Here is a 24,070-nt window from a genome sequence, read left to right on the forward strand (position 1 = left end):
ACAAATCGTCGAGAACATTACGCAGCGAGTTCGGTGTCGTGGTGTCGTAGCGACTTGCGTGCCGAATACAATCTCGAAGGGCAAGAATACCGGGACCTGGGGAGCTACTCAGTTTTTGCTCTACGAAGATCATCCGACAGAGTTTCGCAACCTCGGCCGATCCATCAACGTCGTTAACATGTGCGGTAAATGGGAGATCCATCTTAGTGAAGACCCTCTCCCCGCAGAGAATCCAGACTGGTTCAGAGCTCGTGCAGTGCGAAACCGTTTTACGTTCCGGCATTTGACCTCGTTGCTGGAATCTCTCGGGATCCACGCGTACGACAAATCGTTTTACACGAAGAACTGTGCGTACTTCGCTCCCCGTCCGATCGAAGGACCGACGGCTGCCGAACGTGGCAAGGTGAAGATCAACGGCGTTTCGATCGAGCGGGGGGCGATGATTGTTAGTTACTATGGGAATCACAACGAATAGGGTCCGACAAACGAAGGGCCGCGGTGCCATGCCCACGCTCGCGTGGGCATGCTTACGTTTGGTATCGAACCAAAAGGGTAGCCCCGGTTGCTCCGCTACCGGGGCCGACGAAGTCGGCAGGAGGTGACGGTCTGGGCGTGCGGTCCTCGTTGGCCGACCTCCTGTAGCTTCGCCACCCCGGTTGAATCAACCGGGGCTACCTGGTGTTGAGCGCCGCCTGCAACTGCACGAAATTGAGCGAGGAGTCGCTGGAAACGTCTCGATGTGGCACGGCCGAATCCTTTCGGCAAGAGGTTGGGGGTTAGATACCAAACACTGTGTCACATCGAGATTTACGGCAACCCCAACCGCAGGGTTAACGGCGTTGCAGGCCACGTTGGATTGCTGCCTAAATGTGCCTCCGGGGACGTGGGCGCCGGGGGCTATTTATTCGAAGATACCCACGGTTCTCGTATTGGCTGAAAGTTGTCGTTAGGGTAAGAACTTTTTCAAGTGTTTATGGTGTGCGTATGGGCTGGAGGCGTTACTTATTTGTAGCAAGTGCAGGGGCTGTTTTGCTCGTGATTTCATTGCAGTGGTACTCGCAAGCTGCGATGAGTCGAGCTCGGCAAGCATACACGCATTGGATGGCTGGGCTCGCTGTGGTCGAATACATGGCAGAAAATGATAATAGGTGGCCAAATCAAATGGAGGACTTGCGTCCATATTATCATTGTGCCTACACGAAATTCGACGAAATTGACGAATATGTAACAATCGAGTTCGGTATTGACGTGCCAGAGTTGGTTGAGTTAGCAAAGAGTGGGGGATTCTCTGAGGGCGATTTTTCGCCGATTTGCTTTAAAGATGGATATATGTATAAATTTGAAGAGAATAATGGGAATTCAGTGATTTTTAGGTATCTAGTGAGCAGGCTGGAACGCGGCAGTACGGGGGGGCTAGGCCCGAATCCGCGGCATTAGGAACAGCGGGCGTCTTTTGTTCTTTCCAGTTCCGCACGCAGACCATTTATCTTTTAGAGCAACTCCATAATTCGACTGCAGGCGTTTGCAGGAGCGAACTCAAGTATTGCAGTTAATTAGCGCCCATGCGACTGGAGGGGAAGCATGAAAATACTCTAGACTGACGCTGACGAGCTCCGAGGACGCCTCCGGGGTGACGACGTATACCTACGACGCCAACGGCAACCAGACGCGGGTGGAAACGCCGGACAGCAGTATCACGACAACCACCTGGACCTACGAGAATCAGCGGAGCGTGGTAACGCAGCCGGATGGAGCGGCCACGACCTTTACGTACTCGCTGGTGAACCGGTCCGGGGACGAGTACTGCGTGCAGAAGCAGACGCCGAGTGAGACAAAGCTTCTGATCTGGGACAATAACAACGTGCTGCAGGAATACGCTCCCGGCGGAGCGACGCAGGTGCAGTACGTGAGCCAGCCGCGACAGTATGGGCTGCTGCTGCACGACTTCTCGACGGGTGGCACGCGGTACTACCACTTCGACGGCTTCCACTCGACATCGGCGATCACGGATGAGTCCGAGACGATCGTGAGCGGCTTTGCGTACAATGGGTGGGGCGAGGTACTGAACCTGCCGGGCGGCACGACGACGCCCTTCCTGTGGATCGGCGAGCTGGGCTACCAATACGACCCGGAGCTGGTGGATTACTACATCCGACGGCGGGCCTACGATCCGCGGATCGCGCGATGGCTGTCGATGGACCCGCTGGGAGTGGCGGGTGGTGTGAACCTGTATGTGTATGTCGAGAATAACCCGCTTGCGGGGGTCGATCCAAGTGGATTGCAACCACCTCGCAGAAACCCTCGCGGCGGAGGAGCATTTGGTCCCGGCGGCTTCGGTTTCGGACCCGGCAGGCCACGACCTAACGGAGGCCAAAATGGTGATATTGTAGGGGATGCAATTCCACCAACTACACTAGCGGATGAGAATCTCATAAACGATCCTCCATATATCGGGGATGCTGGAGAGTTGACTTGTGGTGTTGAGCTTAAGTTTACTACAGCATTTTGGGAGCCAGATCGACACGCATTAATCGTAATTACTGCCCCAGATGGATCGAAAATAGAAGTACGTGGCGGGCCGATGCATGGTTCGTCGTCTGGGCCAACATCACGACAAGAAATAGGCAATCCGTACGATTGCGACGAAGACCGCGACGGCCCATGGGGCCCCGTGATCGGGTATGTTGGACCTCACGGATTTTTAGGACGAGATCGCGAGGGTAAGGAAATTTACTCAAATGATGGACGTCCTGGCCAAGTATACAATAGTGTTGTTCCCATAAAGGCAAGAGGCGGTAGGTCGATTTGTGAACTTGCAAACTGTATTATGCGGGTCGCCAAGGCGCTTGGTAATTCTTGTCAAGATTACAATATTGGCACAGGGAAGATGAGAAACAGTAATACCTTTATATCGAGCATATTGTCCACTTGTGGTGTGGGAGATCCAAAGCCAAAGGATGTGGTTGCGCCGGGATGGGGTGAGCCATGGTACAGAATGTAGAACACGAGGAGTCGCACGCGGCGACATGGTGCTTAGTGGGTTTGTGCATCCTGCTAATATTCCTGGGATTCGCCGGGGTCGAGAGTGTAGTTGTATACTACAGCGATTTTATTTCACCATTGGCACTGTCTTTGATTGTAAACATGTTTCCTGTCGTGTTCTCAGTGGTAGTGGTAGTTGTTGCTCGCTTTATTAAGTGTTGGCGGCAGAGGGGCCCATGCCATAGCGATTTGTTTGTAATTGTAGCAATGGCATACACAATGATTGTTGTGTCTTGTGTCACTTGGGTATTGAATAGGCTCTTCATTGGGATGCTGGCCTTTTACTTTCATGGCAGGGCATTGTGATTTCGTCGAAGGGGACGACGATCACGGCTTATCAGTATGCCTACGACAGCGTGGGGAACCGGCTGAGCCGGGTGGACCTGCAGCAGTCGGAGGAGAATGTGACGCTCTGGCAGTACGACGCGGCCAACCGGCTGACGCAGGAGGGGACGGCGGACGCTCTGTCATGGGATACGCTGACGGTCGAAGAATGGGGGACTCTGACAGTCAACGAGTGGGCGGAGCAGCCGGTCTCGCGAACGGCGGAAGGGGTGACGACCTGGAGCGACGACCCGGCGGGCAACCGGGTGACGCAGGAGACGGCCAGCGGCACCACCACCTACACCTACGACGCGGCCAATCAGCTGACGAGCTCCGAGGACGCCTCCGGGGTGACGACGTATACCTACGACGCCAACGGCAACCAGACGCGGGTGGAAACACCGGACAGCAGCATTACGACAACGACCTGGACCTACGAGAACCAGCGGAGCGTGGTGACGCAGCCGGATGGAGCGGCCACGACCTTTACGTACTCCCTGGTGAACCGGTCCGGGGACGAGTACTGCGTGGAGAAGCAGACGCCGAGCGAGACAAAGCTTCTGATCTGGGACAACAACAACGTGCTGCAGGAATACGCTCCCGGCGGAGCAACGCAGGTGCAGTACGTGAGCCAGCCGCGAAAGTACGGGCTGCTGCTGCACGACTTCTCGGTGGGCGGAACGCGGTACTACCACTTCGACGGCTTCCACTCGACATCGGCGATCACGGATGAATCTGAGACGATCGTGAGCCGGGTGCCATGCCCACACTCGCAGGGGCATGCTTACGTTTGGTATCGAATAAGAAGGGTAGCCCCGGTTGCTCCGCTACCGGGGCCGACGAAGTCGGCAGGAGGTGACGGTCTGTCCGGGCGGTCCTCGTTGGCCAACCTCTTGTGGCTTCGCCACCCCGGTTGAATCAACCGGGGCTACCCGGTGCGTTTACTCGTGCATACGTCACGGTGAAGTCTTCAAGAACGACGTGTGTTAGCGATATTGATAAAACGACACGCGAGCAGATCCGGCAGGCGGCGCCATGCAATTCCAAGGACACGAGGAGGAATCCTCCTGATGTTATTGATAATCCTTATGCACCACGAACGGTGGGGTAGGTGATGGCTTTAAGATCGTGCAAGAGTTTTATTGCCCTGTGGATGGTTGTTGTGTTTGGGGTTGCTATTCCAGCTTCTTTTGTTTCTTACTTGATTGCTGCGTCGATCTACGACATGTTTCACTATCCGAATAGCTTTGCGGCTCGGATCCAAGATTTCATCGGTCTGACCTTCATTCAATTTGTGATTTTCGTGGTACTTCCGACGGTGTTTTCTTGCTTTACTGGAGTATATTTTACAGCGGTTTCTCAAGGGTTGACTGCTCGTGAGAAGATGTTTCGGATTGGGATGTTTATTTTGCTGAATCCTTTCTATCTGATTTACAGGTCGTTGTTGTATATTAGCTGGAAGAAGAGTGCCGAGGAGTGCCGTGGTGTCGGACCGGGTTCCTAGGCATTTGTGATCGCTAGTTCTCGTTGAAGTATTGTATGCTGTCCTAGTGATGAAGAAGTTGGGCCCGCTTCGATTCCGCTCATTGGATGTCGGGCGGTCTCGGGATCCTAGGGTAGATCGGTGTGTGCCACGTGAATCTTGTGCGTCAATGTGTATAGTTGAGTATGTGTGGGATGAACTCTCGTTTGTTGAGGGGGGGGGCCGCGGTGCCATGCCCACGCTCGCGTGGGCATGCTCACGTTTGGTATCGAACCAAAAGGGTAGCCCCGGTTGCTCCGCTACCGGGGTCGACGGAGTCGGCAGGAGGTGACGCTCTGTGCGTGCGGTCCTCGTTGGCCGACCTCTTGTGGCTTCGCCACCCCGGTTACCGTTCTTGATCGCGAAAAATATCCTCGGCTCGAAAGACGGCCCCGTCAAACAAACATGCCCACGCGAGCGTGGGCATGGCACCGGATGGTTTTTTGAGCGGCTTATCGCTGGAATTTGGGCGACATGGCCGCCTTCATTTCGCGTTGGGCGTCGTCTTTTTTCAGCTTGTCGCGTTTGTCGTGGAGTTTGCGGCCTCGGGCGGTGCCGAGTTTGATTTTGACGTTGCCACGAACGAAGTACGCCGAGAGCGGGACGAGGGTCAGGCCTTTTTGTGTAGCCGTTTCGGCGAACTTGCGGAGTTCCTTCTTGTGAAGCAGCAGTTTGCGGTGCCGGCGGGGGACGTGGTTCATCACGTTCGCCTGCGGGTACTCGCCGATGTGGCAGCCGAGGAGCCAGAGTTCGCCGTCCCGCAGGTGGGCGTAGCTTTCCTCCAGAGAAATCTGACCGTCGCGGATGCTTTTGACCTCGCTGCCGTGCAGAACGATGCCGCATTCCATCTCGTCGAGGATTTCGTAGTCGTGCCGCGCTTTGCGGTTGACGGCGATCGTCCCCGAGTTGGGATTGCTGTTACCTGATTTTGATTTCTTGCTGGCCATGGAAGGCTATTCTCGTCGGTCGTGTGTCGGAATCAAGAGTTGAACTGTCCGACACGCGATCAGGTCATCAGTTCGCCTTCTCGTTCAAACGGATTGTCGACCGGGTTCATTCGGCAGAGCATGATTCCCAGTTCATACAGGAACACGAGCGGAATCATCATCAGCATCATACTGGCCGGATCGGATGGCGTCAGGATCATCGAGACAAAGGCGATCACCAGCATGGCCATGCGTCGCTGTTCCCGATAGACGGTTTCGGTGAAGACATTCAGCCGGTTCAGGAAGACCATCACGAGCGGCAACTGGAAGCTGAGACCGAACATCAGCGGCAGAAAGACGGCGAACGTGACCCATTCCGACAGCCGAATCTGCGGCTGGACATCGAGCCAGGAGTTGAAGCTGAGCAGGAACTCGAGGATGAACGGGAACACGATGTAAAAACAGAAAACCGCCCCGATGAGGAACAGCCCCAGGCTCATGGTGCCGTAAACGTAGACGAATTTCCGTTCGTGCGGATACAACCCGACCGCCACGAACATCCAGGAATTGTAGAAGATCCACGGGCTGGCAAAGACGACCCCGGAAACCAGAGCGACTTTCACATAGGTGAGAAATGCTTCCTGGACGTTGAGCGTCACGGGGCGGTTGGCCCGCTTCACGTTCTCCCGAAAGATCGAGAATTCGGGCGCACTGATCCGGATTGTGACCGCGGCTTCTTTGCCATCGGCATCGGCGTCCGCCGGAGCGTCCATCCGCTGGAACTTATCGGGCGCGGCCTGATGCAGGGCGTTCACGAGATCGCGTTGCGGAATCTGGATATCGATCTGCCGCCCTTCGAGGCGGGCTCCGTCATCGACAATGGCGTCGGGCCCTTCAGACTCCAGCGTGTTCTCTTCTTCTTTTTCCTCCTCGTTCATCCCGGAGAGCGAGTTCGACCATTTGGAGATCCGTTCGATGAACGTATCGGTCCCGATGTCGTCGACGCGGTACTTGGCCAGTCCCTGACGAATCAATGCCCGATCAATCGGTGCCCGGACGATGGCGACGAGATAGTTGCCGAAGATGAGCGTGAAAATCGAGACCACGATCACGCCGAGGAGGGCGCGGATGAGGTAGAAGCGGAGCTCTTCGAGGTGATCCCCGAAGCTCATGCTGGAATCGTCGAACAAGTCTTTCGATCTGAGAGCCATCAGAATTCTCACTTTTCGATCGGGAGGAGGTGCGCACAAAATCCGCGCGGACGAGAAGAAGGTGACGGAACCGTGATGGGTACTCATTCGGGCAAAAAGGAGTTTCGCCCAGGGGAGCAAACGCTGGCGTTCTCAAGTCGCGGCTCGACCGCCTCTCGCAGGAGGATCAGCACGAATCGTACTGCCGGAGCCGCTCGGGAAACCAGCTGCCTTTATTATGAACGGGCGATTCGACGGATGCAATGGACTTGGTGCCGGGAACGGGCCGGTCGCCTGCAAGTTCTCCGGCTTCCGTCCACGGCTTCCCCGAGCCGCAAAATCGTTAGAACAGGCTCTCCTTCGGGCTTGAATTCATGAAATATTGACTGATGATAAACGAATTCTCATGTTTACCCCCGACGAGGCTTCGGCTGCGTCGTTCGCTCCCAAGGAGACCCCCGATGTTCCTGCCCGCGTTTGATCGATCCCTGCGCTCATTTCTGGGTCTGATGCTGCTGGCCGGAGCCGCTGCGGCGACACTCGCGACCTCGTCTGTATCGGCTGCGGACTGGAACCAGTGGCGAGGCCCCAGCCGAACCGGCTATCTGGAATCGTCTCCGGAACTGATCAAATCGTTGCCTGACGGAGGACTCGAACCGGCCTGGACGAGTGGCGAGATCGATTCAGCCCGCAGCGGAGGCTGGGGTTCGCCGGTTGTCGCCGATGGCGTTGTTTATCTGTTCACACACAAAAAAGAGCTCGTGGGCGATCCGCCTCCGCCGCGGAAATATCCCTGGCTGGCTCCGGATAAACGGGGCGACATGACCGACGAAGAGTACCAGATCTACGAGGAAAACCGTCGCAACGAAGACGAAACGCATGCAAAGGCCTATCAGTTCCGCGAATTCGTCATGGCTTACGACGCCGTTGGAGGCAAAGAACTCTGGAAGAACCAGAGCGAGTCGACCTACACGCGGTTTCCGCAGTCGGGCTGTCCAACGGTGGTCGGCGATCGCCTCTACATTCTGGGAGCTGGCCGGCAGGCGCGGTGTCTTGATGTGAAATCGGGTGAGCAGCTCTGGCAGACCAAGTTGCCGGGGGAATTTCGCGATGAGTTTTATCAGGCCTCGGTTCTCGTGGCGGATGACATTGCTGTCTTCAATGCCACGCACCTTTTCGGGCTGAGTGCGCAGACCGGCGAAATTGTCTGGAACACGGAAAAGGACAACATCAAGGGTACGCACGCCTCTCCAGCAGCCTGGACCCACGGCGGAACGACCTATCTGGTTTCGGTGATCTCTGGTGGAGCTACAGTCTGTCTCGATGCGAAGACCGGAACTCAAGTCTGGAAAGCGGAATCCGACGGGGGACACGCTTCTCCGATCGTTACGGGCGATAAGCTGCTGGTTTATGGAAACAGCCGGAAAAAGGGCCTCCGTTGCTTCCAGATGACGCCGAACGGAGCCGAGTCGCTCTGGGTTTACCAACGCGTGACGGACAAGGGAAGTACGCCGATTGTGGCTGGAAATGCGGTGTTCGTGCAGGGAGAACGCAAGCTGGCCTGTGTCGATCTCGAAACCGGCAATCAGCTGTGGATGGCGAATCTCGACATGGAGAGCCCGCAGTGGGGGTCGCCGATCGCGGCTGGCAACGCCGGCTTCTACGCTTACGACGGCATTCTGGCCTTCTCGTTGAAGACAGAGGATTACGAACAGATCTTTGATGCCCAAATCGACCGGACGTATCGCCTCGTACCGACAGCCGAATTGCGAGCCCGCTTTCAGATGGACGCGACCGATATCGATGCCGAGACTCGCAAGGAAGGGCTGAAGAAGTATCAGCAGGAGATCGGCAAACACGGGCCGCTCCGCTGTGCCACTCCCGCGTTCGCAGATGGATTCCTGTATCTGCGGCTGAAGGATGGCCTGGCCTGCTATGATCTGCGAGCCAGTAAGCCGTCTCAGATTTCGCAGCGATAGGTGGATTTCATCGAGGATGCGCGAGATTGGCGGCCGGCCGACTCGCTGCTACCTCTCGTCGCCCGAATGTGCTAACGTGCCTGTAAAGTGCGCTTGATTGCTGCACTTTCAGGCACTTTGCACAGGCGACTGAAATCCAGATGTCGGTTTTTCAGCTGGAAAACGCGATTTCTCCGATTGTTTAGGCTGCGGCATATCAGTTGCTTTTCTTGAAGGTGAATTCACAAAAAAAGACTCGTGTCGTGGGGAACTGCAGCGATACGGCGAATTCCTTCCTTTACACACAGCGTTCTTTTCCAGGCAGTTCGGACGCGATCGATGAGAGGCACCAACACGTGAGTTCTACTCTAATGGGCAAGTCACAGACGAATGGTCAGACACCTACCGGCGCTGGTGGGTATGTTATTCCGAGCGGTTCCGCCCGCCAGGCAGCCATTTCGGCCGTTGTTAACTACAAGGCCCACGCGCCCGCAATGAACTTCATCGAAACACCGACGCAGGACCTGTTCTGCGCCAACGTCTTCAGCAAAGCTGTGATGAAAGACCGCCTGCCGAAGCCGGTCTTCAAATCGCTGATGAAAACCATCGAATCCGGCGACAAGCTGGACGATTCGGTCGCCGATATCGTGGCTTCCGCCATGAAGGACTGGGCTATCGAGAAGGGGGCGACTCACTACGCTCACGTCTTCTATCCGCTGACCGGCTCGACGGCTGAAAAGCACGACAGTTTCCTGGCTCCCAGTGGTGACGGCAGTGCGATTGCCGAATTCAGCGGTAGCCAGCTGATTCAGGGTGAGCCAGACGGTTCCAGCTTCCCGACCGGGGGCATTCGTCAGACGTTCGAAGCTCGTGGTTACACGATCTGGGATGTCACCAGCCCGGCTTACATTCTGGAAAACCCGAACGGAACCACGCTCTGCATTCCCACCGCATTCGTTTCCTGGACGGGCGAAGCTCTCGATAAGAAGACTCCGGTTCTTCGCTCGATGCAGGCTCTGAACACACAGGCACAGCGAGTGTTGAATCTGTTCGGCAAGAACGACGGGGCTCTGGTTTCCTCCACAGCCGGTCCGGAACAGGAATACTTCCTGATCGATCGTAACTTCTTCTTCGCACGTCCGGACCTGCTCAACTGCGGCCGCACCCTGTTCGGGGCCAAGCCGCCGAAGGGGCAGGAGTTCGACGACCACTACTTCGGAGCCATTCCGGATCGGGTTCTGGCATTTATGCTGGAAACGGAACGGGAACTGTTCAAACTCGGCGTGCCGGTCAAGACCCGTCACAACGAAGTGGCTCCCGGCCAGTACGAAATTGCTCCGCTGTTCGAGTTCGCCAACGTGGCGACCGACCATCAGCAGCTGATCATGCTGACCCTGAAGAAGGTCGCTGAAAAGCACGGTATGAGCTGCCTGATGCACGAAAAGCCGTTCGCAGGCGTGAACGGATCGGGTAAGCACGTCAACTGGTCGATGGGAAGTGCCTCTCAGGGCAACCTGCTCGATCCCGGCGAAACGCCACACGAAAACGCTCAGTTCCTGCTGTTCTGTGCCGCCGTCATCCGGGCCGTGCACCTGAATCAGGGTCTGCTGCGAGCCGTTGTCGCTTCGGCCAGCAACGATCACCGTCTGGGAGCCAACGAAGCTCCTCCGGCCATCATCTCGATCTTCCTCGGCGACCAGCTGACCGACGTCTTCGAGCAGATCAAGGGAGGCGGAGCCAATTCGTCCATTCCTCGCGGAACACTGACTGTCGGCGTCGATACGCTGCCGCCGCTTCCGAAAGATGCCGGCGACCGCAACCGGACCAGCCCGTTCGCCTTCACCGGCAACCGGTTTGAATTCCGGGCTGTCGGAGCAAGCCAGTCGATCTCTGGTCCGCTCGTGGCGATGAATACGATCGTGGCAGAGTCTCTCGACTTCTGTGCGACCGAACTCGAGAAGGCAACTGGTGGCGATTCCAGCAAACTGAACTCGGCTCTGCAGTCGCTGCTGGCCGACATCATGGAAAAGCACGGCAAGATCATCTTCAACGGCGACGGTTACTCCGACGAGTGGCATCAGGAAGCCGAGAAGCGTGGCCTGCGGAACCTGAAGACAACGGCAGAGGCTCTGCCGGTGTTGAAGGAAGATTCGGTCCGCGAACTGTTCGAGAAGTACGACGTCCTGTCGGCTCGCGAACTCGAAAGTCGTGCCGACACCTATCTCGAGCAGTACATCCTGTCGATCAAAGTGGAAGCGAATACGACGGTCGAAATCGCCCGGACGTTGATTTTCCCGGCTGCCATCCGTTACCAGAACCAGCTGGCTTCGACATGTGCGAACCTGAAGATGGTCGGTTACGAGTTTGATACCGACACGCTCGACAAGATCACCGAGCTCGTCAAGGCTCTCCAGGACAGCGTTGTTGATCTGGAAGCCGGGCTGAACAAGCATGACTTCGGCAGCAACGTCGAAGAAGCCAAGTTCTACTGTGAAACCGTACTCGGGGCGATGAACTTCGTCCGGAAATACTCCGATGAGCTCGAAGGATTTGTCGCGGACGACCTCTGGCCGCTGCCGACTTATCAGGAAATGCTCTTCATCCGCTAATCACCTGAACGGGGTCACGTTCCGGTCGTCGAAGCTAATATCGACGACCGGAGCAGACTCCAGTGTGCAGACAATCTGAAATGCTCCTGCACTGAGCGGGAGGCGACCGGTGGGGAACTTGGTGTCATTCCCCGACCGGTCGTCTTCTTTTATACGGCCGGAAATCAACGCTATCGAGCGGCCACCCCGCCCGTTGATTTCTTAACCCGAAGCGTCAGCGAGGGCCTCGTCGAATCGCCCTCGTTCACGCTTCGGATTGGGATTCGCTGGGATACGCCTGGAGGCTGTCCCATTGGCATGAAGTTCGGATCGTCTCTGGAAGCAGAATCGGGGTGACCCGCCCGCTAAGGCGGACGGGCCACCCATCCAGTCTCAACAAACCCTCGGCACGGTCATTGAATATGACGTGAGGGTGCTCTACCCAAGTGGATACGGGTACTTCGCGGTGATCTCGTCGATCCGTTTCAGTGCCTGTTCATCGAGCACGTAGTCGCAGGCTGGCAGGATTTCTTCGAGCTGGTCGAGTGTGTTGGCTCCAACAATCGTCGACGCAACGAAGTCGTGCTGTTTACTCCAGCTGGTCGCCAGGGTGGCGGGGGTGATCGAGAGTTCGCCGGCCAGTTCGCAGAGCTCTTTAGTTGTCGCCAGAGACTTCTCGTTCACGAAACGGCGGACCATGACCTGCTGGCGTTCCCCTTTCTCCATGTAGGAGGTGAAGCGGGCTCCCTTCGGGAACTGGCCATCGCAGTACTTGCCCGTCAGCACGCCGCCGCCGATCGGAGAGTAGGGGAGGCAGCTCACGTTTTCCCGCCGGCAGATGTCGGCCAGCGAATCCTCGAAGCGGCGATTAATCAGACTGAAGTTGTTCTGGATCGACTCATAACGCACGGTGCCCGCCTGCTCGGCAGCGGCCAGCGATTTCATCAGGCCCCACGGCGTCTCGTTGCTGCAGCCGACGTAGCGAACTTTACCTTCGTAGACGAGTTCGTCGAGGACTTCGAGTGTGTGCTGATAGGAGAATTCGTGATCCGGCCAGTGAGTCTGATACAGGTCGACATAATCGGTCTGCAGCCTTCGTAGAGAGCCTTCAATCGCCCGGCGGATGTGGTGGCGATCGACGCAGGTGTAGCCTTCCCGTACAGGTGGGACGAACCAGCCATGACCGGGACCGCAGAACTTGGTGGCAATGATGATGGCATCGCGCGGCTTCGTCTTCAGCCACCGACCGACGATTTCTTCCGTGCGGTGCATCCATTCCTTTTCGGGCGGAACGGGGTAGATCTCGGCCATGTCGAGAAAATCGATTCCCGCGTCGAAGGCCCGGTCCAAGATGCGAAACGCCTCGGCTTCATCGCAGGTGGAGCCGAACGTCATCGTGCCCAGACAAATATCAGAAACGACCAGAGAAGTCTGTCCAATCCGTCGACGTTCCATGTGTGAAAATCTTTCTTCGCTATACTCAACAGAGCGGGAGAGTTGTTCCCCCGAGTCTAGCAACTCTCGCAGACCACGTGAAATTGAGCAGAGGAGATGGAGTGACAGGAGCCGGCAGCGAAGACTGGTTTTCAAGATCCTACGACGAGGCTCGCGGACGGATTCTGCAGATGGCCGGTCAGGTCGGCTGCTCCGCGACCGCGATTGCGCATCCGACACAGACGCCCGAGCAACCGCTCGCGCTCGATGTCATTCGTTGCGGCAACGAGGATGCTCCCCTACAGCTGGTCCTCTCCAGTGGACTGCATGGGGTCGAGTCCCCCTCTGGCTCGGCTGCTCAACTGGCGTTTCTGGAACGGCTGCATCGAACTTCCTTACCAGAGACCGTTCAGGTGACGATACTTCATGCACTCAATCCTTGGGGGTGGGGGCACGGGCGACGCATGGATGATCGCAACGTGGACGGCAATCGAAACTTTCTTCTTCCGGGCGAACACTATGAGGGAGCCCCTGAGACGTACCGGAAAATCGACCGCCTCCTGAATCCGGAGCAGAGCGGGAAATGGCCGGGCCAGTTTTTTCTCACGGCTGCTGGCCTGGTCCTGCGATATGGTTACGGCAACATCAAGAAGGCGATTGCCACCGGTCAGTACGAGTTTGAACGTGGTCTCTTCTTCGGCGGCCACGAACCAAACTGGACCACTGCTCAACTGCAATCGCTGATTCCCGAGCTGACTCGGACGACCCGTCGCGTTTGCCATCTCGATTTTCATACGGGAATCGGCGAGTACGGACGCGGACAGTTGTTCGTCGATCATCCGCTGTCTTCCTGCACCCGGGACTGGATGGCCGAAACTTACCCAGCCAACACGCTCAATTCGCTGCCGACCGAGAGCGAGCCGCCTTATCGAGCCCGCGGCAGCTTCAGCAAATGGTTCTATGAGAAATCAACAGCCGCGGAGACTCTCTCCTGTTGTGCCGAGTTTGGCACGCTTTCGAGCCTGAAGATGCTCAACATCCTGATCCGCGAGAACACTGCGTATCATTACGACGGCATCGATTCGGCTCGACGAAAGGAATTGCGAACCGAACTCGAAGCGGCCTTCTGCCCGAAAGATCCCGTGTGGCGGCGAGCCGTGCTCGAACAGTCCGAACAACTCATCTGGCGAGCAATCGACCGCCTGTCAGCCTGGGGCTAGGTCCACGCTGGTAGAAACGCAGGGGCCGCTCCAGTAGAATCCCAACCCGAAGCGTCAGCGAGGGAGATCGATTTCGATTGTTTAGCACGCCCTTGCTGACGCTTCGGGCTAGGATGGTCCGGAACACACATCATTACCCCGCCTGGGGCAGGCAGATGATATCGATGCCGGGGCGTGATTCGATCGGTTGGAGTGCAGGGCGGCGGTACCAGGTGACGTAGCGAAGGGTGATGTAGCCGAATGGGCCCATCAGGACGATCCAGGCGAGTCCCGCCCAGGAGAACGTCACGCTGCGAGCTTTGCAGGCTCGATAGAACCAGGCAGCGAGGAGGCCGCCGATGACGAACAGTGTGAGCAGGACATCGATCGATTGGCGGACGATCGTCCACCGGGCTTCAGCCTGGGTGATCTCTTCACGATGGGCCAAGTCGTCGACTGGCATGATGGCGAGAAGCGATGCGAACGGCAGGAATCCCGGCACGATTGCGGCGGCTCCCCAGCGACTCTCCCGAAAGTGCTGGCCGTACGAAGGTTGGGTGATGACCCGTTCGCGTGTCTCAACCACTTCGCCGTCCCTGTTTGCCCAGAGCAGATCGATCTGTTGAAGTGACTGATCATCCGAATCGATTGAATGCTGGTAGACCACGCGGTCCTCGCCGAGGAATCGAGCCGCAAAGTTGATCTCCTGGAGCGAGGTCGGGATCTCTGCCTGAAGAAGTTTTCCTGAGTGGAGTCCGTACCAGACGAGCGATTCGGGGGTCCTGAACAGGATGCCGGGTTTGGTCTGACTGTCTGATGACACCCATTCGTCCGGCACCTGATAGGGCTTCAGGCTCACCGACTTCATGTCGAGAACGGTCAACTCAGGTAGAAATGGTTCGATCTCTCCGTTGGTGAAGTTGACCGTCCAGAGGCGATTCTCGCTCGAACGAAGCAGGCCGTGTGTGTCGAAGAGCGAACCGGTCCTTGAGACGGAACCCCAACCCGTAGGAATGCCGCCGTGAACGCTGCTGACATAATACGGAGCCTCGTTGATCTGCAGCACGGGATCGAGCGAGTTTCCTCGGAACTCCGGCAGCGAGAACGATTCCTGTTCCGTCGGCCGTTGCTCCATTCTTCCCTGTTGCCCCACGAAGAAGAGTCGCTGAAACGTCAGGGAATCGTAGACTTCAAAATAGCCTGTTCGCTGCTCGCCGTGTTCGACGATGAAATACCATTTTCTCGGCTTCTGCTCACGATCGAGAAAGGGATAGATCAAACGGCCGCGGATATAATCAGACGATCCATAGTCTTCGTAGCTGAAACGCAGCGATTCGAGAGACTGCGGACTGTCGATCGCGTTCAGTTCAGCGCGATTGCCGTCGAGGTCGGTGTAGTACTGCTCGTAAACGGCATTTGTCTGTTTGTTATGGTGGATCAGCACGTCGCCGGTTCCAGCCGTGACGATGGAACGATGGTGCCGAGCCGGACCGGGGAGAAGACTCGAAACAACCGAGGCGATAACAAACGCCAGGAACAGGTAGGCGATGATCAGCCCCACGGTCAACAGGGCGACAACAGGCCACGATCTTCTGATCACTGGAGTAAACATGGGAACGCTCCCCCCGGGCATAAGCTGGGTTACGAGAAGTCTTCGTGAGTCAACTGGTAGTGGATGGCCGCCAGAAACAGACAATCAATCAAGACGATCAGGACCAGCGTCGCCGTGGAAAGATATTCGGTGGACAGCAACATGAAGGCAGCGAAGACCGCCACCAGCAGCGGCAATAGTCGACTGCCGTACCAGCGAGCCTGACGAAGTCCGCAGAGGAAACTACTCAGGTAGATCATCGACAGGCCAAAGCAGCTCTTCCAGTACATCGCGGTGTTCTCCCACAGCATGGGAGCCGGAACGTTCCCGGGGATCGAGGCCCACCAGGCGTAGACGAGCATCGGAAGCACCAGAATTCCCCAGAGGATGCCGAGTCCGGTCAGCAGCTTGACCGTGGTCACTTTCATGCGAGTCACGGGCCGATGCCACAGGAACAGCCAGGTCCCTCGATACGACTCCGAAAGTGTCTGCCAGAAGCCGAGTATCGCGGCGAGGAATCCCCCGAGAATGGGGATCGAGAAAGCCGTGATGTCGTTGAAGAATGGAATGTCGGTCGGGTAGGCCACGTTGAGATTCAGCATCTGAAAGCCGCAGAGACTCAGCACGTACAGCAGCATCAGCCCCAGGCCGATGATCTGAATTGGCAGCGTCTGCCAGAACTCTTTACGAATGAGGGCGAGCGACCACATCAGACTTTCTCCGTAGGGTATTGATCGACGAAGACGGGGACCGATTTCCGATTGGTGCGGGTGTATTCCAGAAAAGAATCTTCCAGATTCATCGACTGGACTTCGATCTGCCGGGGCTTCAGTTCCTCGGCCAGACGCCGGTGTTCGTCGTTGAGATTCACAACGATGACTTCCAACTGATTCAGAATCGAACGGGTTCCGACAACGCCCGGCACATCCGGAAACGATGTCGAGCCATTCACGGGGTGATCGAACTCGAGCACCATCTTGCCGATGTTCTGCTTGAATTCATCGATCGCACAGTCGACCCGCAAAACGCCGTCGACCATGATGCCGATGCGGTCGGCGACCCGTTCGACATCGCCCAGAATGTGCGAGCTGAACATAATGGTCCGGCCCTGCCGCTGGATGATCTGAATCATCGATTCCAGAAACTCGCGTCGCACGACCGTGTCGAGGCCGAGAGTGGGGTCATCCATGATCAGCAACTCGGGTTGAGGAGCGATCGCCAGAGCGAGCGAAACCTGAGCCTGTTGCCCCTTGGAGAGCCGTTTGATCTTTCGCTTCATCGGCAGCTCGAAGTGATCGAGCACCTGTTCGAGCAGTTGAGTGTTCCAACGTCTGTAGAACGGCCGGGTAAAGCGAACCGCTTCTTTGATGGTCATCCACGAATAGAGCGGATGTCCTTCGGCGATGTAGGCAATGCGTTCGCGGATCTCGGCGTCGAACTCGGAGACATCGTGACCGAGCAGCCGAGCCGAGCCGGCGTCGGGAATGACCATGCCGGTCAGCATTTTGGTAGTGGTCGACTTACCGGCTCCGTTGCAGCCAAGGAAGCCATAGACGCAGCCAGTCGGAATCTGAAAGCTGACCTGATGCACGACTGGGCGGCCGTCGTAGAACTTGGTCAGGCCGATCGCTTCGACAGCCGGAACCGGCTTTGGAGGTGACTCGCCAATCATTTCTTCCCCTTCACCAGATCCCATTGGTATTTGGAAACCCGCTCCTGTACGAGCGAAAGGACGTCCTCGGCGGAGAAGCCGAGATAGACAGCGGAGGTGAGCCAGGTGTCGAGCGACTCCTGCAGTTTCTGCTTGCGGATCTCTCGGGTGAGTTCAATCCGCGGCTGCGCCACGAACACGCCGAGCCCCTGCCGCGTCACCAGAACTCCTTCGCGTTCCAATTCGGTATAAACGCGAGCAATCGTGTTGGGGTTCACGACCAGCGACTTTGAGAGCTCCCGCACCGATGGAAGCTGTTCTTCCGGAGTGAGCCGCCCCTGGGCAATCGCCTCGCGAATCTGCTGCGACAACTGCCGGTAGATCGGATCGGAACTGGATGGATTGACGCTGAAGTTCATGGCGTTCCCTAACTGTATTAATAGTAGTAGTACAGTGGGGCTGTGTCAAGATCGTATGCCGAAAAAACTCAACGCGGAGCATGTGTGGGCGCGGAGAGCAGGGCGACCACTACGCGGGGTTTCTCAGGATTCGAGCGCGGTGGCGATCTGTCACGCGACGAGTTGCTGGGTGAAGAAGCAGGAGTCAACAGTAGTGGGGTGGCTGTCCGGTAAGCAGCACGCAATCCGCGTCCGCACAGCGGACCCTACGGAGCAGTGCGCGGAAGTCTACGGCAGTAGAGCAGTGTTCCGGCGGTATCCTGCCGTCGATTGTGTGGGGCTCGTGTGTCGGCGCAGAGAGCAGGGGGCGATCAGCCAGCGGCGTTCTCACCCCTTCGGGATGTACGGCCTGCGAAGCGCTTCACACGCATTTCCCCCTCACCCTAACCCTCTCCCCCAGCGCGGGCGAGGGAACTTGATGGGCGTCTGTCTCGCTGGAAAACGACGAACGTGCCAAACGGTGTTGGCAGGATGCCGCCGGTACGGGTGGGGGATTACTCGACGAGCTTGCGGGGATTGCGGTTAGTCAGCGTGTCGATTTCTTCCTCGGTGAAGCCGACCGATGTCAGGTTCTCGACCATGCGGTACAGGGGGCAGGCGGAGCCGACGAAGTGGGAGCGGTCTTCGGCCCACGGAACAAGGTCGTCGCCGATGGTCACGTTCTGATCGGCCAGGCGATAGATCCCCGGTCCCAGGCCGGCCGCGCTGATGGTATCGGAGACGACGACACTCCGCTCGAGTCCGGCCAGTTTGATGTAGTTCTTCAATGCGAAGAGCGGGACATGGGCGCCGTCGGCAATGAAGCAGAGTGTGATCTGATCGGCCAGAGACAACGCACGCTGGACGATGTTATCGTGGCGGTGCATCTGCATCGGGCAGCCGTTGCCGAGATGGGTGAAGGCTTTCAGGCCGGCATCGATGGAACGCTGGAGCTGTTCGAGTGAAGGATCGCAATGCCCGGCTGCGACCACGACATTCTGCTCCGCCAGCCAGCGGGTCACTTTTCCTTCCGGATCCTGCTCGGGAGCCAGCGTGAACAGTTTCGTCAGACCGCCGCCCGCTTCGAGCAGTCGTTCCGCGAGCGGGATGTTCGCTGCACAGGAATGTTCCGGCGGATGGGCACCGATGTATCCGGGGACGGGAGAAAGAAACGGGCCTTCGATATGAATGCCGGCGATCATCTGTTCCACTTCGGTAGACTGCTCACGGCACTTGACGATATTCGAGATCCGACGGCACATGGCATCGTGGTCGGCCGTGATGACGGTGGCGAGAATCGCATCGACGCCGTGTTCTTTCAGCGTGCGACAGGCGAGCAGCATATCGTCGAGAGGAAGTGAATCGGCGTTGAAGTCGACGCCGGCATAACCGTTGACCTGAAGATCGAACATGAGAACTCCGCAGTAGTTGAGGTGGGTCGTCAGAGCGCGGACAGGAAGGTGATCAGTTGCCGGCGTTCGGTTTCCGTGAGGTCGGCTCCCGTGGTATCCGCCGGGCGGTGGTACAGTCGCAGCACCTGATCGATTGAGTGTGCGTACCCATGATGCAAAAAACGACGCCGCGAGGAAACTCCCCGCAGGGGCGGCGGGTTCAGAACCTGATAAATCGAATGACTCTCAAGTCGGCTGACCGAGAACCGGCCCGAAGATTCATAGTTCGGCTCTTCGTGGCAGGAGATGCAGCCCGCTTTGCCGTAGAAGAGTTCGCGGCCGGCAGCCAGGTCGGCTTCGCTCACATCTGGCGTGGCTGAGAGCAGCGTCAATGTGCCGAGATAGGCGGCGAGGGCCCGGGCATCGTCGTCAGTTGGAACGATGGAGCCGTGCATGGTGTCGCGAAGTGATTTTGTCATCGAATCGGTCAGATCCGGCTGCCAGCCGTGCCACGTCCAAGGCTCGGTGTTGGCGACATCGTGAAGCGACAGCGTCAGTTTCTTGGTGTCGTAAGTCGCATCGTTGAAGGTATCGAAAACCTGCCCCGACGTGTGGCCGTCGAAGTGACAGGTGTGGCAACTCATCCATCCATCGCGCGAGCGGCGACCATCGTAGAAGATGCGTTCGCCCTGAGCGATCTGCGATTCATGGGAAGAATCGGCCAGCAGCAGTTCGTCGAGAATCTCGCCGTTCTGCAGATCGACTTTCTGCAGACGGTCATCCATCTCGTTGGCGACCAGCACGGTGGTGTCATTCAGAAAATCGACGTCGACCGGACGCCCGGAGAGCGGGATCCGCTTCATGGTTTGATCGGAGTCACTCAGCTGATGCGACGCAAAGTCGTGTGGCTCGGAGGTCGGCCATTCCAGGGAGTTTCGATCAAGCATGATCAGTTCGTGAACTCCGCTGGCTGTGACGAGCAGCTTGTTCGTACTCGGGCTGAGAGCGGTTGTCGTGAGATCGGCCGAGCCGTGGCCTTTCATGTCGAGACTCATCTGCCGCTGTTCCAGAGCGGGGCCATGAGGAACGCGGAAGCGGGCGAGCCGATTGTTGACGACCCAGCCGCGGGCGATGTTTCCTTCGGTCACCGGAAAGTCCCGGTTAATCGTGAGCGGGACGACGACAAACTGATCCTCCAGGAGTGTCGGCTGTCCGAGATTGAAGGCCGTCTGATGAGCGATCTGCCGACTGAGGACTTCTCCCGATTCACGGTCGAAGGTCGTCAGAGCGCCGGGCAGTTCGGAAGTCACGCAGAACCAGCTTTCGTCGGGAGCCAGGCAGAGATAACGGGGATAGTCGCCGGTTTCGTATCGTCGAACAATCTCTCCCGAGGTGAGATCGATTGCGAGAACAGAGTCGGGGTGTTGCACCGCGACAATCAACTCCTGCGCCTCGGGAGCGAAGACCATCCCGACCGGGCAGGCGGAAACGGAAACCGAACGTTTGCGCTGCAGCTGCCCTTCGTTCAGAGAAAGCAGCTGGACGGTTCGATCCCGGTGGACGGTGACGGCGAGTTCCGTGTCGTTGATCCAGAGGACGTCCATTGGTTCGCTGCCGACTTCAATTTCGGCCACTTGCTGCAGCGGGTCAACTGTCGCGACAGTCACAGTTCCGGCGATGCGATTCGCGGTTGCGACAAGGCTTCCGTCTGGCGAAAGCTTCAATGCCCGGGGGCGAACTCGCGTGTCGGCCTGAAGTGGAGAGCTGAGGATCAGACTGACCACGGCGATCGCCAGCGTTGCACAGATCGTCGCCGGAGAAAATCGGAACTGATGGAGGAACGATTGCATGGGAGCACTTGAAAGTCTTACTCGTCGCCCGCCGGAAGCACGTCCTGCAGCACGGAATACAGGACGACGTTGGTCGCGATCCGGGCGGCATCATCGGTGGTGTAGCCGATGCAGGAGAGGGACGTCTGCTTTTCCAGGGCACAGGAAATATCGTACTTGCTGTAGATGATGGCATACCGGCCATCGATTTTGATGCCTTCCAGGAAGGGCGGCCCCTGGCGTTCAACCGGCTTGAGAGGCTGATTCGGGTTGTCGTCGGCTGGGACGCGGCGGGTCACGGAATCGAGGTTATGGCCGATCTCCTGCGAAAAGAGTTCGTGCTCAACCGGAATTCGTTCCAGCGGGATGTCAGGGAACATTCGGCCCATCAGTTCGCGGAAACTGGCGTCGAACTTCGGAGCCCCGCAACAGGCATCGGCGAAGAGGACGCCGCCATTCTCCAGGTACTTCCGCACGTTGCGGATCTCATCGGGCGAAAGCTCGAAGTTGCGCTGACCGTGCATGTAGAGCAGGGTATGGCGATACAGCTCGGGGTTGCCGGCCGGGATCTTGTAAGGGGAAGACCCGGCGACCACGCCGAACGATTTCTCCAGCGTGAGCAGCAGTTTCTTAACGGCATTCGGAGCGGCATCCCAGTCGCCGGTGTGTCGCAGCTTGGCGATGCTGAGAATCCCGCGGAGCGTATCGCGGTCTTCGTCTTTGCCGACAATCTGCTGTTCATCGAGTTTGTTCGGAGGTTCGCGGCCCGTTACATAGGCGACCACGTTCACGCCGATGCGGAGAGCCCGGGCGATGGCCGTCTTGATATCCTGCCGCCGGTCGGGCGGTTCAATGACCATCCGTTTGTCCCAGAGGCAGCCGAGATCTTCGGGCGAATAGATAATCGCCGTCCGGCAGCCGACATCGACACCGAATAACGGGACCGATTTCGGATCGAGCAGATACTCACTGCGGTAGACGGGATGCGTGTCGGCCAGTGGCATCAGCTGCGTGGTGCCATCGGGATACAGACGGGTCACGAGCTTCCGCAAACCGTCTTCGAACGCGGCGCTTTCACAGCCTCGCGACAGGAACATGAACCCGCCATTGGTGAGGAAGTCCCGCAGCAGTTCGACATGCTCGTCCTGCATCAACTGGGACAGATCTTCATCGGTGGTGATGAACAGGATCGGGGCCTGCAGCAGTTCCTGCACATTGTTGTTCGCCACGGCTTTGTCGAAATCGACCGTCTGCCAGGTGAGCAGCTTCGGCCACTTCGGCAGCGAACTGATGTGTTCGACCAGATTGCGGACATCTTTGGGATGCCGATTCCAGATCTCTCCAATGACCATCTCCGGATCGTCGGGATCTCGAGGGCCGAGTTTGACTTTGTTGATCAGGACCGGAGCCAGCCCCTTTGACAGGAAGAGCAGTGCCAGCGGCGTGCCGAGCATGGGATTGGTTTCCATGCCTCCCTGACCGCGCCACGAGCCGTCCCGTTTCGACTGTCGGACCAGCAGTGCCCGGGCTCCTTCACGATACCAGTCGTGCGTGCCGAAGAATCGGCGTCCACTCAGCCGACCGGCTCGTTCCAGCCCGTACATATAGTAGAGCCACCAGCTCGATGACAGCGGATTGGTTTGGACGGAGAAATTGCGGGAGAGCCAGCGAATGCCGCGTTCGAGAGCGTCGTTCTTCTCGGGAGGAAGGCAGCAGATCGGACGTCCGTCGGGATGCGCGTCTTCGGTGTCTTTGAGAAAGGTGTCTGCGATGGCCAGAGACGCGACGCCGGCAACTGTCATGCTGCCGTAACTCGACTGACCGTCATCCTCCCGATAGTTCCAGCCGCCATCGGCCTGTTGCCCGTTCTCCCAGTAGGCCCGCACTCGCTCCCAGACTTTTCGATCGACCGGGATGCCGTAATAGGCGGCATCACGCAGTCCGAGGATCGCGTATTGCGAGTTACTGCGGTCGGGGGTGCCGCCTCGGACGGCTCCGCCTTCCGAATATCCCCACCCGCCGACTCCCTTCCCGGTTTTCATCTGGCCGCGTTCCAGCTTCTGGGACAGATTGAAAATCAGAAGGTTATCGCGGGCTCCTTCCTTGGCCTTCGTCAACGCCATGATCATCAGGGCGACTTCGTAGGTGAGACTCGGGTCCTGCTTGCGGAGCCACTGCAGACCGCGATCGATAGCTGGATCGTCCGGCGTGAGTCCGGCTTCCATCAGTGAAAGCAGAATAAGACTGCTGGTTCCCGTGTTGTACGGACCAGTCCCTTCGACCTGCCAGCTTCCGTTTGGAAGCTGCTGGCTGATCAGATATCTCCGCCCTCGTTCGATGGCCTTCAGGACATTTTCCGCGGTCAGTTCGTCCTGGGCGATGGCAGAGCGGCTGCAGATCAACTGTGCGACCAGACAGACGAGGATCAGGAATGGGCGACGAGAGAAGGACATGGGATTCATCGCGACCGAGACAGGGGAAAACGAAGACGGAACTCTTTTCATCATAGCATTCCGCGCCGTCCCGTTCACCCCGTGGGATGACCGCACAATCCGTATAACTGCTCTGATCGTTCCCGGTCTCCGCCGAACTGCCTGCCTGGGAAGAACGGTTTCCGTTCGAATCACAGTTGCCGGGCCGTGTGCAAACGGAAAACTTTGCGTAATCGACAAGACTGGAAACCTGGGTTTGTCCACCAGCCTCTTTCGAAACCGACTGGGTTCGTCCCGTTTTCTGTACACCGTGGCGAATCTCCCGATTCTCATGATGACGGCTGTAGCGGTTATGCCTGCCGCGCCCGGCGGTCGTGGAGTCGACGATCCGTCGTGTCGATACGATTGCTGGAGCCGTGTCGTTTGGGCGTGGCTGGCTGCTTCCTCGGTCGCCGGCTGACCTCCACGGCTTGCTCGCGATTCGTTCGCGAGGCACTCGCTGTTGGTACGTCACTGCAGCGGCATTCGGATCGACCAGAGTTGACCCTTACATCAC

At 57.7% G+C, this 24,070-nt stretch carries 17 protein-coding genes; 7 read left to right on the forward strand and 10 right to left on the reverse strand.

The features are described 5' to 3' along the window. Positions 1 to 256 precede the first annotated feature (256 nt). From L1A08_RS01520 to L1A08_RS01535, 4 genes are all read left to right on the forward strand, one after another. Positions 257 to 475 carry a hypothetical protein gene (locus L1A08_RS01520; protein ID WP_238753434.1) on the forward strand — a complete coding sequence of 73 codons (219 nt, stop codon included), beginning with the start codon at positions 257 to 259 and terminating at the stop codon, positions 473 to 475. 1,155 nt (positions 476 to 1,630) lie between these two features. After that, positions 1,631 to 3,001 (forward strand): RHS repeat-associated core domain-containing protein, encoded by a 1,371-nt coding sequence (locus tag L1A08_RS01525; protein WP_238753436.1) that lies wholly within the window; start codon positions 1,631 to 1,633, stop codon positions 2,999 to 3,001. A gap of 343 nt (positions 3,002 to 3,344) precedes the next feature. Beyond that, positions 3,345 to 4,283: an RHS repeat protein gene (locus L1A08_RS01530; protein ID WP_238753438.1), complete on the forward strand. Its 939-nt coding sequence runs from the start codon at positions 3,345 to 3,347 to the stop codon at positions 4,281 to 4,283. A gap of 197 nt (positions 4,284 to 4,480) precedes the next feature. Further along, positions 4,481 to 4,870 carry a hypothetical protein gene (locus L1A08_RS01535; RefSeq protein WP_238753440.1) on the forward strand — a complete coding sequence of 130 codons (390 nt, stop codon included), beginning with the start codon at positions 4,481 to 4,483 and terminating at the stop codon, positions 4,868 to 4,870. Positions 4,871 to 5,340: 470 nt separating this feature from the next. Here the strand turns inward: L1A08_RS01535 and smpB are convergent, their stop codons facing one another. After that, positions 5,341 to 5,835, reverse strand: coding sequence for an SsrA-binding protein SmpB (gene smpB, locus L1A08_RS01540; RefSeq protein ID WP_238753442.1), 495 nt, complete (start codon positions 5,833 to 5,835; stop codon positions 5,341 to 5,343). Positions 5,836 to 5,894: 59 nt separating this feature from the next. Beyond that, positions 5,895 to 7,025 (reverse strand): twin-arginine translocase subunit TatC, encoded by a 1,131-nt coding sequence (tatC, locus tag L1A08_RS01545; RefSeq protein WP_238753444.1) that lies wholly within the window; start codon positions 7,023 to 7,025, stop codon positions 5,895 to 5,897. Positions 7,026 to 7,465: 440 nt separating this feature from the next. Here tatC and L1A08_RS01550 point away from each other — a divergent pair, with 440 nt between their 5' ends. Continuing rightward, positions 7,466 to 8,983, forward strand: coding sequence for a PQQ-binding-like beta-propeller repeat protein (locus L1A08_RS01550; RefSeq protein ID WP_238753446.1), 1,518 nt, complete (start codon positions 7,466 to 7,468; stop codon positions 8,981 to 8,983). Positions 8,984 to 9,333: 350 nt separating this feature from the next. Then, positions 9,334 to 11,571 carry a glutamine synthetase III family protein gene (locus tag L1A08_RS01555; RefSeq protein WP_261362690.1) on the forward strand — a complete coding sequence of 746 codons (2,238 nt, stop codon included), beginning with the start codon at positions 9,334 to 9,336 and terminating at the stop codon, positions 11,569 to 11,571. A 417-nt stretch (positions 11,572 to 11,988) separates the two neighbouring features. Here the strand turns inward: L1A08_RS01555 and L1A08_RS01560 are convergent, their stop codons facing one another. After that, positions 11,989 to 13,005, reverse strand: a complete 1,017-nt coding sequence (locus L1A08_RS01560; RefSeq protein WP_238753450.1) for an aldo/keto reductase — start codon at positions 13,003 to 13,005, stop codon at positions 11,989 to 11,991. 101 nt (positions 13,006 to 13,106) lie between these two features. On the opposite strand from L1A08_RS01560, the gene L1A08_RS01565 reads away from it, so the two are divergent. Next, positions 13,107 to 14,204 (forward strand): DUF2817 domain-containing protein, encoded by a 1,098-nt coding sequence (locus L1A08_RS01565; protein WP_238753452.1) that lies wholly within the window; start codon positions 13,107 to 13,109, stop codon positions 14,202 to 14,204. Positions 14,205 to 14,337: 133 nt separating this feature from the next. Here the strand turns inward: L1A08_RS01565 and L1A08_RS01570 are convergent, their stop codons facing one another. The 7 genes from L1A08_RS01570 to L1A08_RS01600 form a co-directional block, all read right to left on the reverse strand. Then, positions 14,338 to 15,795: a hypothetical protein gene (locus L1A08_RS01570; protein WP_238753454.1), complete on the reverse strand. Its 1,458-nt coding sequence runs from the start codon at positions 15,793 to 15,795 to the stop codon at positions 14,338 to 14,340. Positions 15,796 to 15,824: 29 nt separating this feature from the next. Beyond that, positions 15,825 to 16,484, reverse strand: coding sequence for a hypothetical protein (locus L1A08_RS01575; RefSeq protein ID WP_238753456.1), 660 nt, complete (start codon positions 16,482 to 16,484; stop codon positions 15,825 to 15,827). Next, the gene (locus L1A08_RS01580; RefSeq protein ID WP_238753458.1) at positions 16,484 to 17,470 is read right to left on the reverse strand and encodes an ABC transporter ATP-binding protein; all 987 of its coding nucleotides are present in this window, start codon (positions 17,468 to 17,470) and stop codon (positions 16,484 to 16,486) included. The genes L1A08_RS01575 and L1A08_RS01580 overlap by 1 nt, the downstream gene beginning before the upstream one ends. Then, positions 17,443 to 17,844: a GntR family transcriptional regulator gene (locus L1A08_RS01585; protein WP_238753460.1), complete on the reverse strand. Its 402-nt coding sequence runs from the start codon at positions 17,842 to 17,844 to the stop codon at positions 17,443 to 17,445. The genes L1A08_RS01580 and L1A08_RS01585 overlap by 28 nt, the downstream gene beginning before the upstream one ends. A 533-nt stretch (positions 17,845 to 18,377) precedes the next feature. Beyond that, positions 18,378 to 19,274: an N-acetylglucosamine-6-phosphate deacetylase gene (locus L1A08_RS01590; protein ID WP_238753462.1), complete on the reverse strand. Its 897-nt coding sequence runs from the start codon at positions 19,272 to 19,274 to the stop codon at positions 18,378 to 18,380. A 29-nt stretch (positions 19,275 to 19,303) separates the two neighbouring features. Further along, positions 19,304 to 21,103: a cytochrome c peroxidase gene (locus L1A08_RS01595; protein WP_238753464.1), complete on the reverse strand. Its 1,800-nt coding sequence runs from the start codon at positions 21,101 to 21,103 to the stop codon at positions 19,304 to 19,306. Positions 21,104 to 21,120: 17 nt separating this feature from the next. After that, positions 21,121 to 23,535 (reverse strand): DUF4159 domain-containing protein, encoded by a 2,415-nt coding sequence (locus L1A08_RS01600; protein WP_238753466.1) that lies wholly within the window; start codon positions 23,533 to 23,535, stop codon positions 21,121 to 21,123. Positions 23,536 to 24,070: the final 535 nt, after the last annotated feature.

Source organism: Rubinisphaera margarita (genome assembly GCF_022267515.1).
Lineage (GTDB): Bacteria > Planctomycetota > Planctomycetia > Planctomycetales > Planctomycetaceae > Rubinisphaera > Rubinisphaera margarita.

Coding starts and splice junctions, on each gene's coding strand:
- L1A08_RS01585 (WP_238753460.1), bottom strand. CDS start 17,844: ATGAACTTCAGCGTCAATCCATCCAGTTCCGATCCGATCTACCGGCAG.
- tatC (WP_238753444.1), bottom strand. CDS start 7,025: ATGGCTCTCAGATCGAAAGACTTGTTCGACGATTCCAGCATGAGCTTC.
- L1A08_RS01575 (WP_238753456.1), bottom strand. CDS start 16,484: ATGTGGTCGCTCGCCCTCATTCGTAAAGAGTTCTGGCAGACGCTGCCA.
- L1A08_RS01590 (WP_238753462.1), bottom strand. CDS start 19,274: ATGTTCGATCTTCAGGTCAACGGTTATGCCGGCGTCGACTTCAACGCC.
- L1A08_RS01600 (WP_238753466.1), bottom strand. CDS start 23,535: ATGTCCTTCTCTCGTCGCCCATTCCTGATCCTCGTCTGTCTGGTCGCA.
- L1A08_RS01580 (WP_238753458.1), bottom strand. CDS start 17,470: ATGGGATCTGGTGAAGGGGAAGAAATGATTGGCGAGTCACCTCCAAAG.
- L1A08_RS01535 (WP_238753440.1), top strand. CDS start 4,481: ATGGCTTTAAGATCGTGCAAGAGTTTTATTGCCCTGTGGATGGTTGTT.
- L1A08_RS01550 (WP_238753446.1), top strand. CDS start 7,466: ATGTTCCTGCCCGCGTTTGATCGATCCCTGCGCTCATTTCTGGGTCTG.
- L1A08_RS01555 (WP_261362690.1), top strand. CDS start 9,334: ATGGGCAAGTCACAGACGAATGGTCAGACACCTACCGGCGCTGGTGGG.
- L1A08_RS01570 (WP_238753454.1), bottom strand. CDS start 15,795: ATGTTTACTCCAGTGATCAGAAGATCGTGGCCTGTTGTCGCCCTGTTG.
- L1A08_RS01595 (WP_238753464.1), bottom strand. CDS start 21,103: ATGCAATCGTTCCTCCATCAGTTCCGATTTTCTCCGGCGACGATCTGT.
- smpB (WP_238753442.1), bottom strand. CDS start 5,835: ATGGCCAGCAAGAAATCAAAATCAGGTAACAGCAATCCCAACTCGGGG.
- L1A08_RS01560 (WP_238753450.1), bottom strand. CDS start 13,005: ATGGAACGTCGACGGATTGGACAGACTTCTCTGGTCGTTTCTGATATT.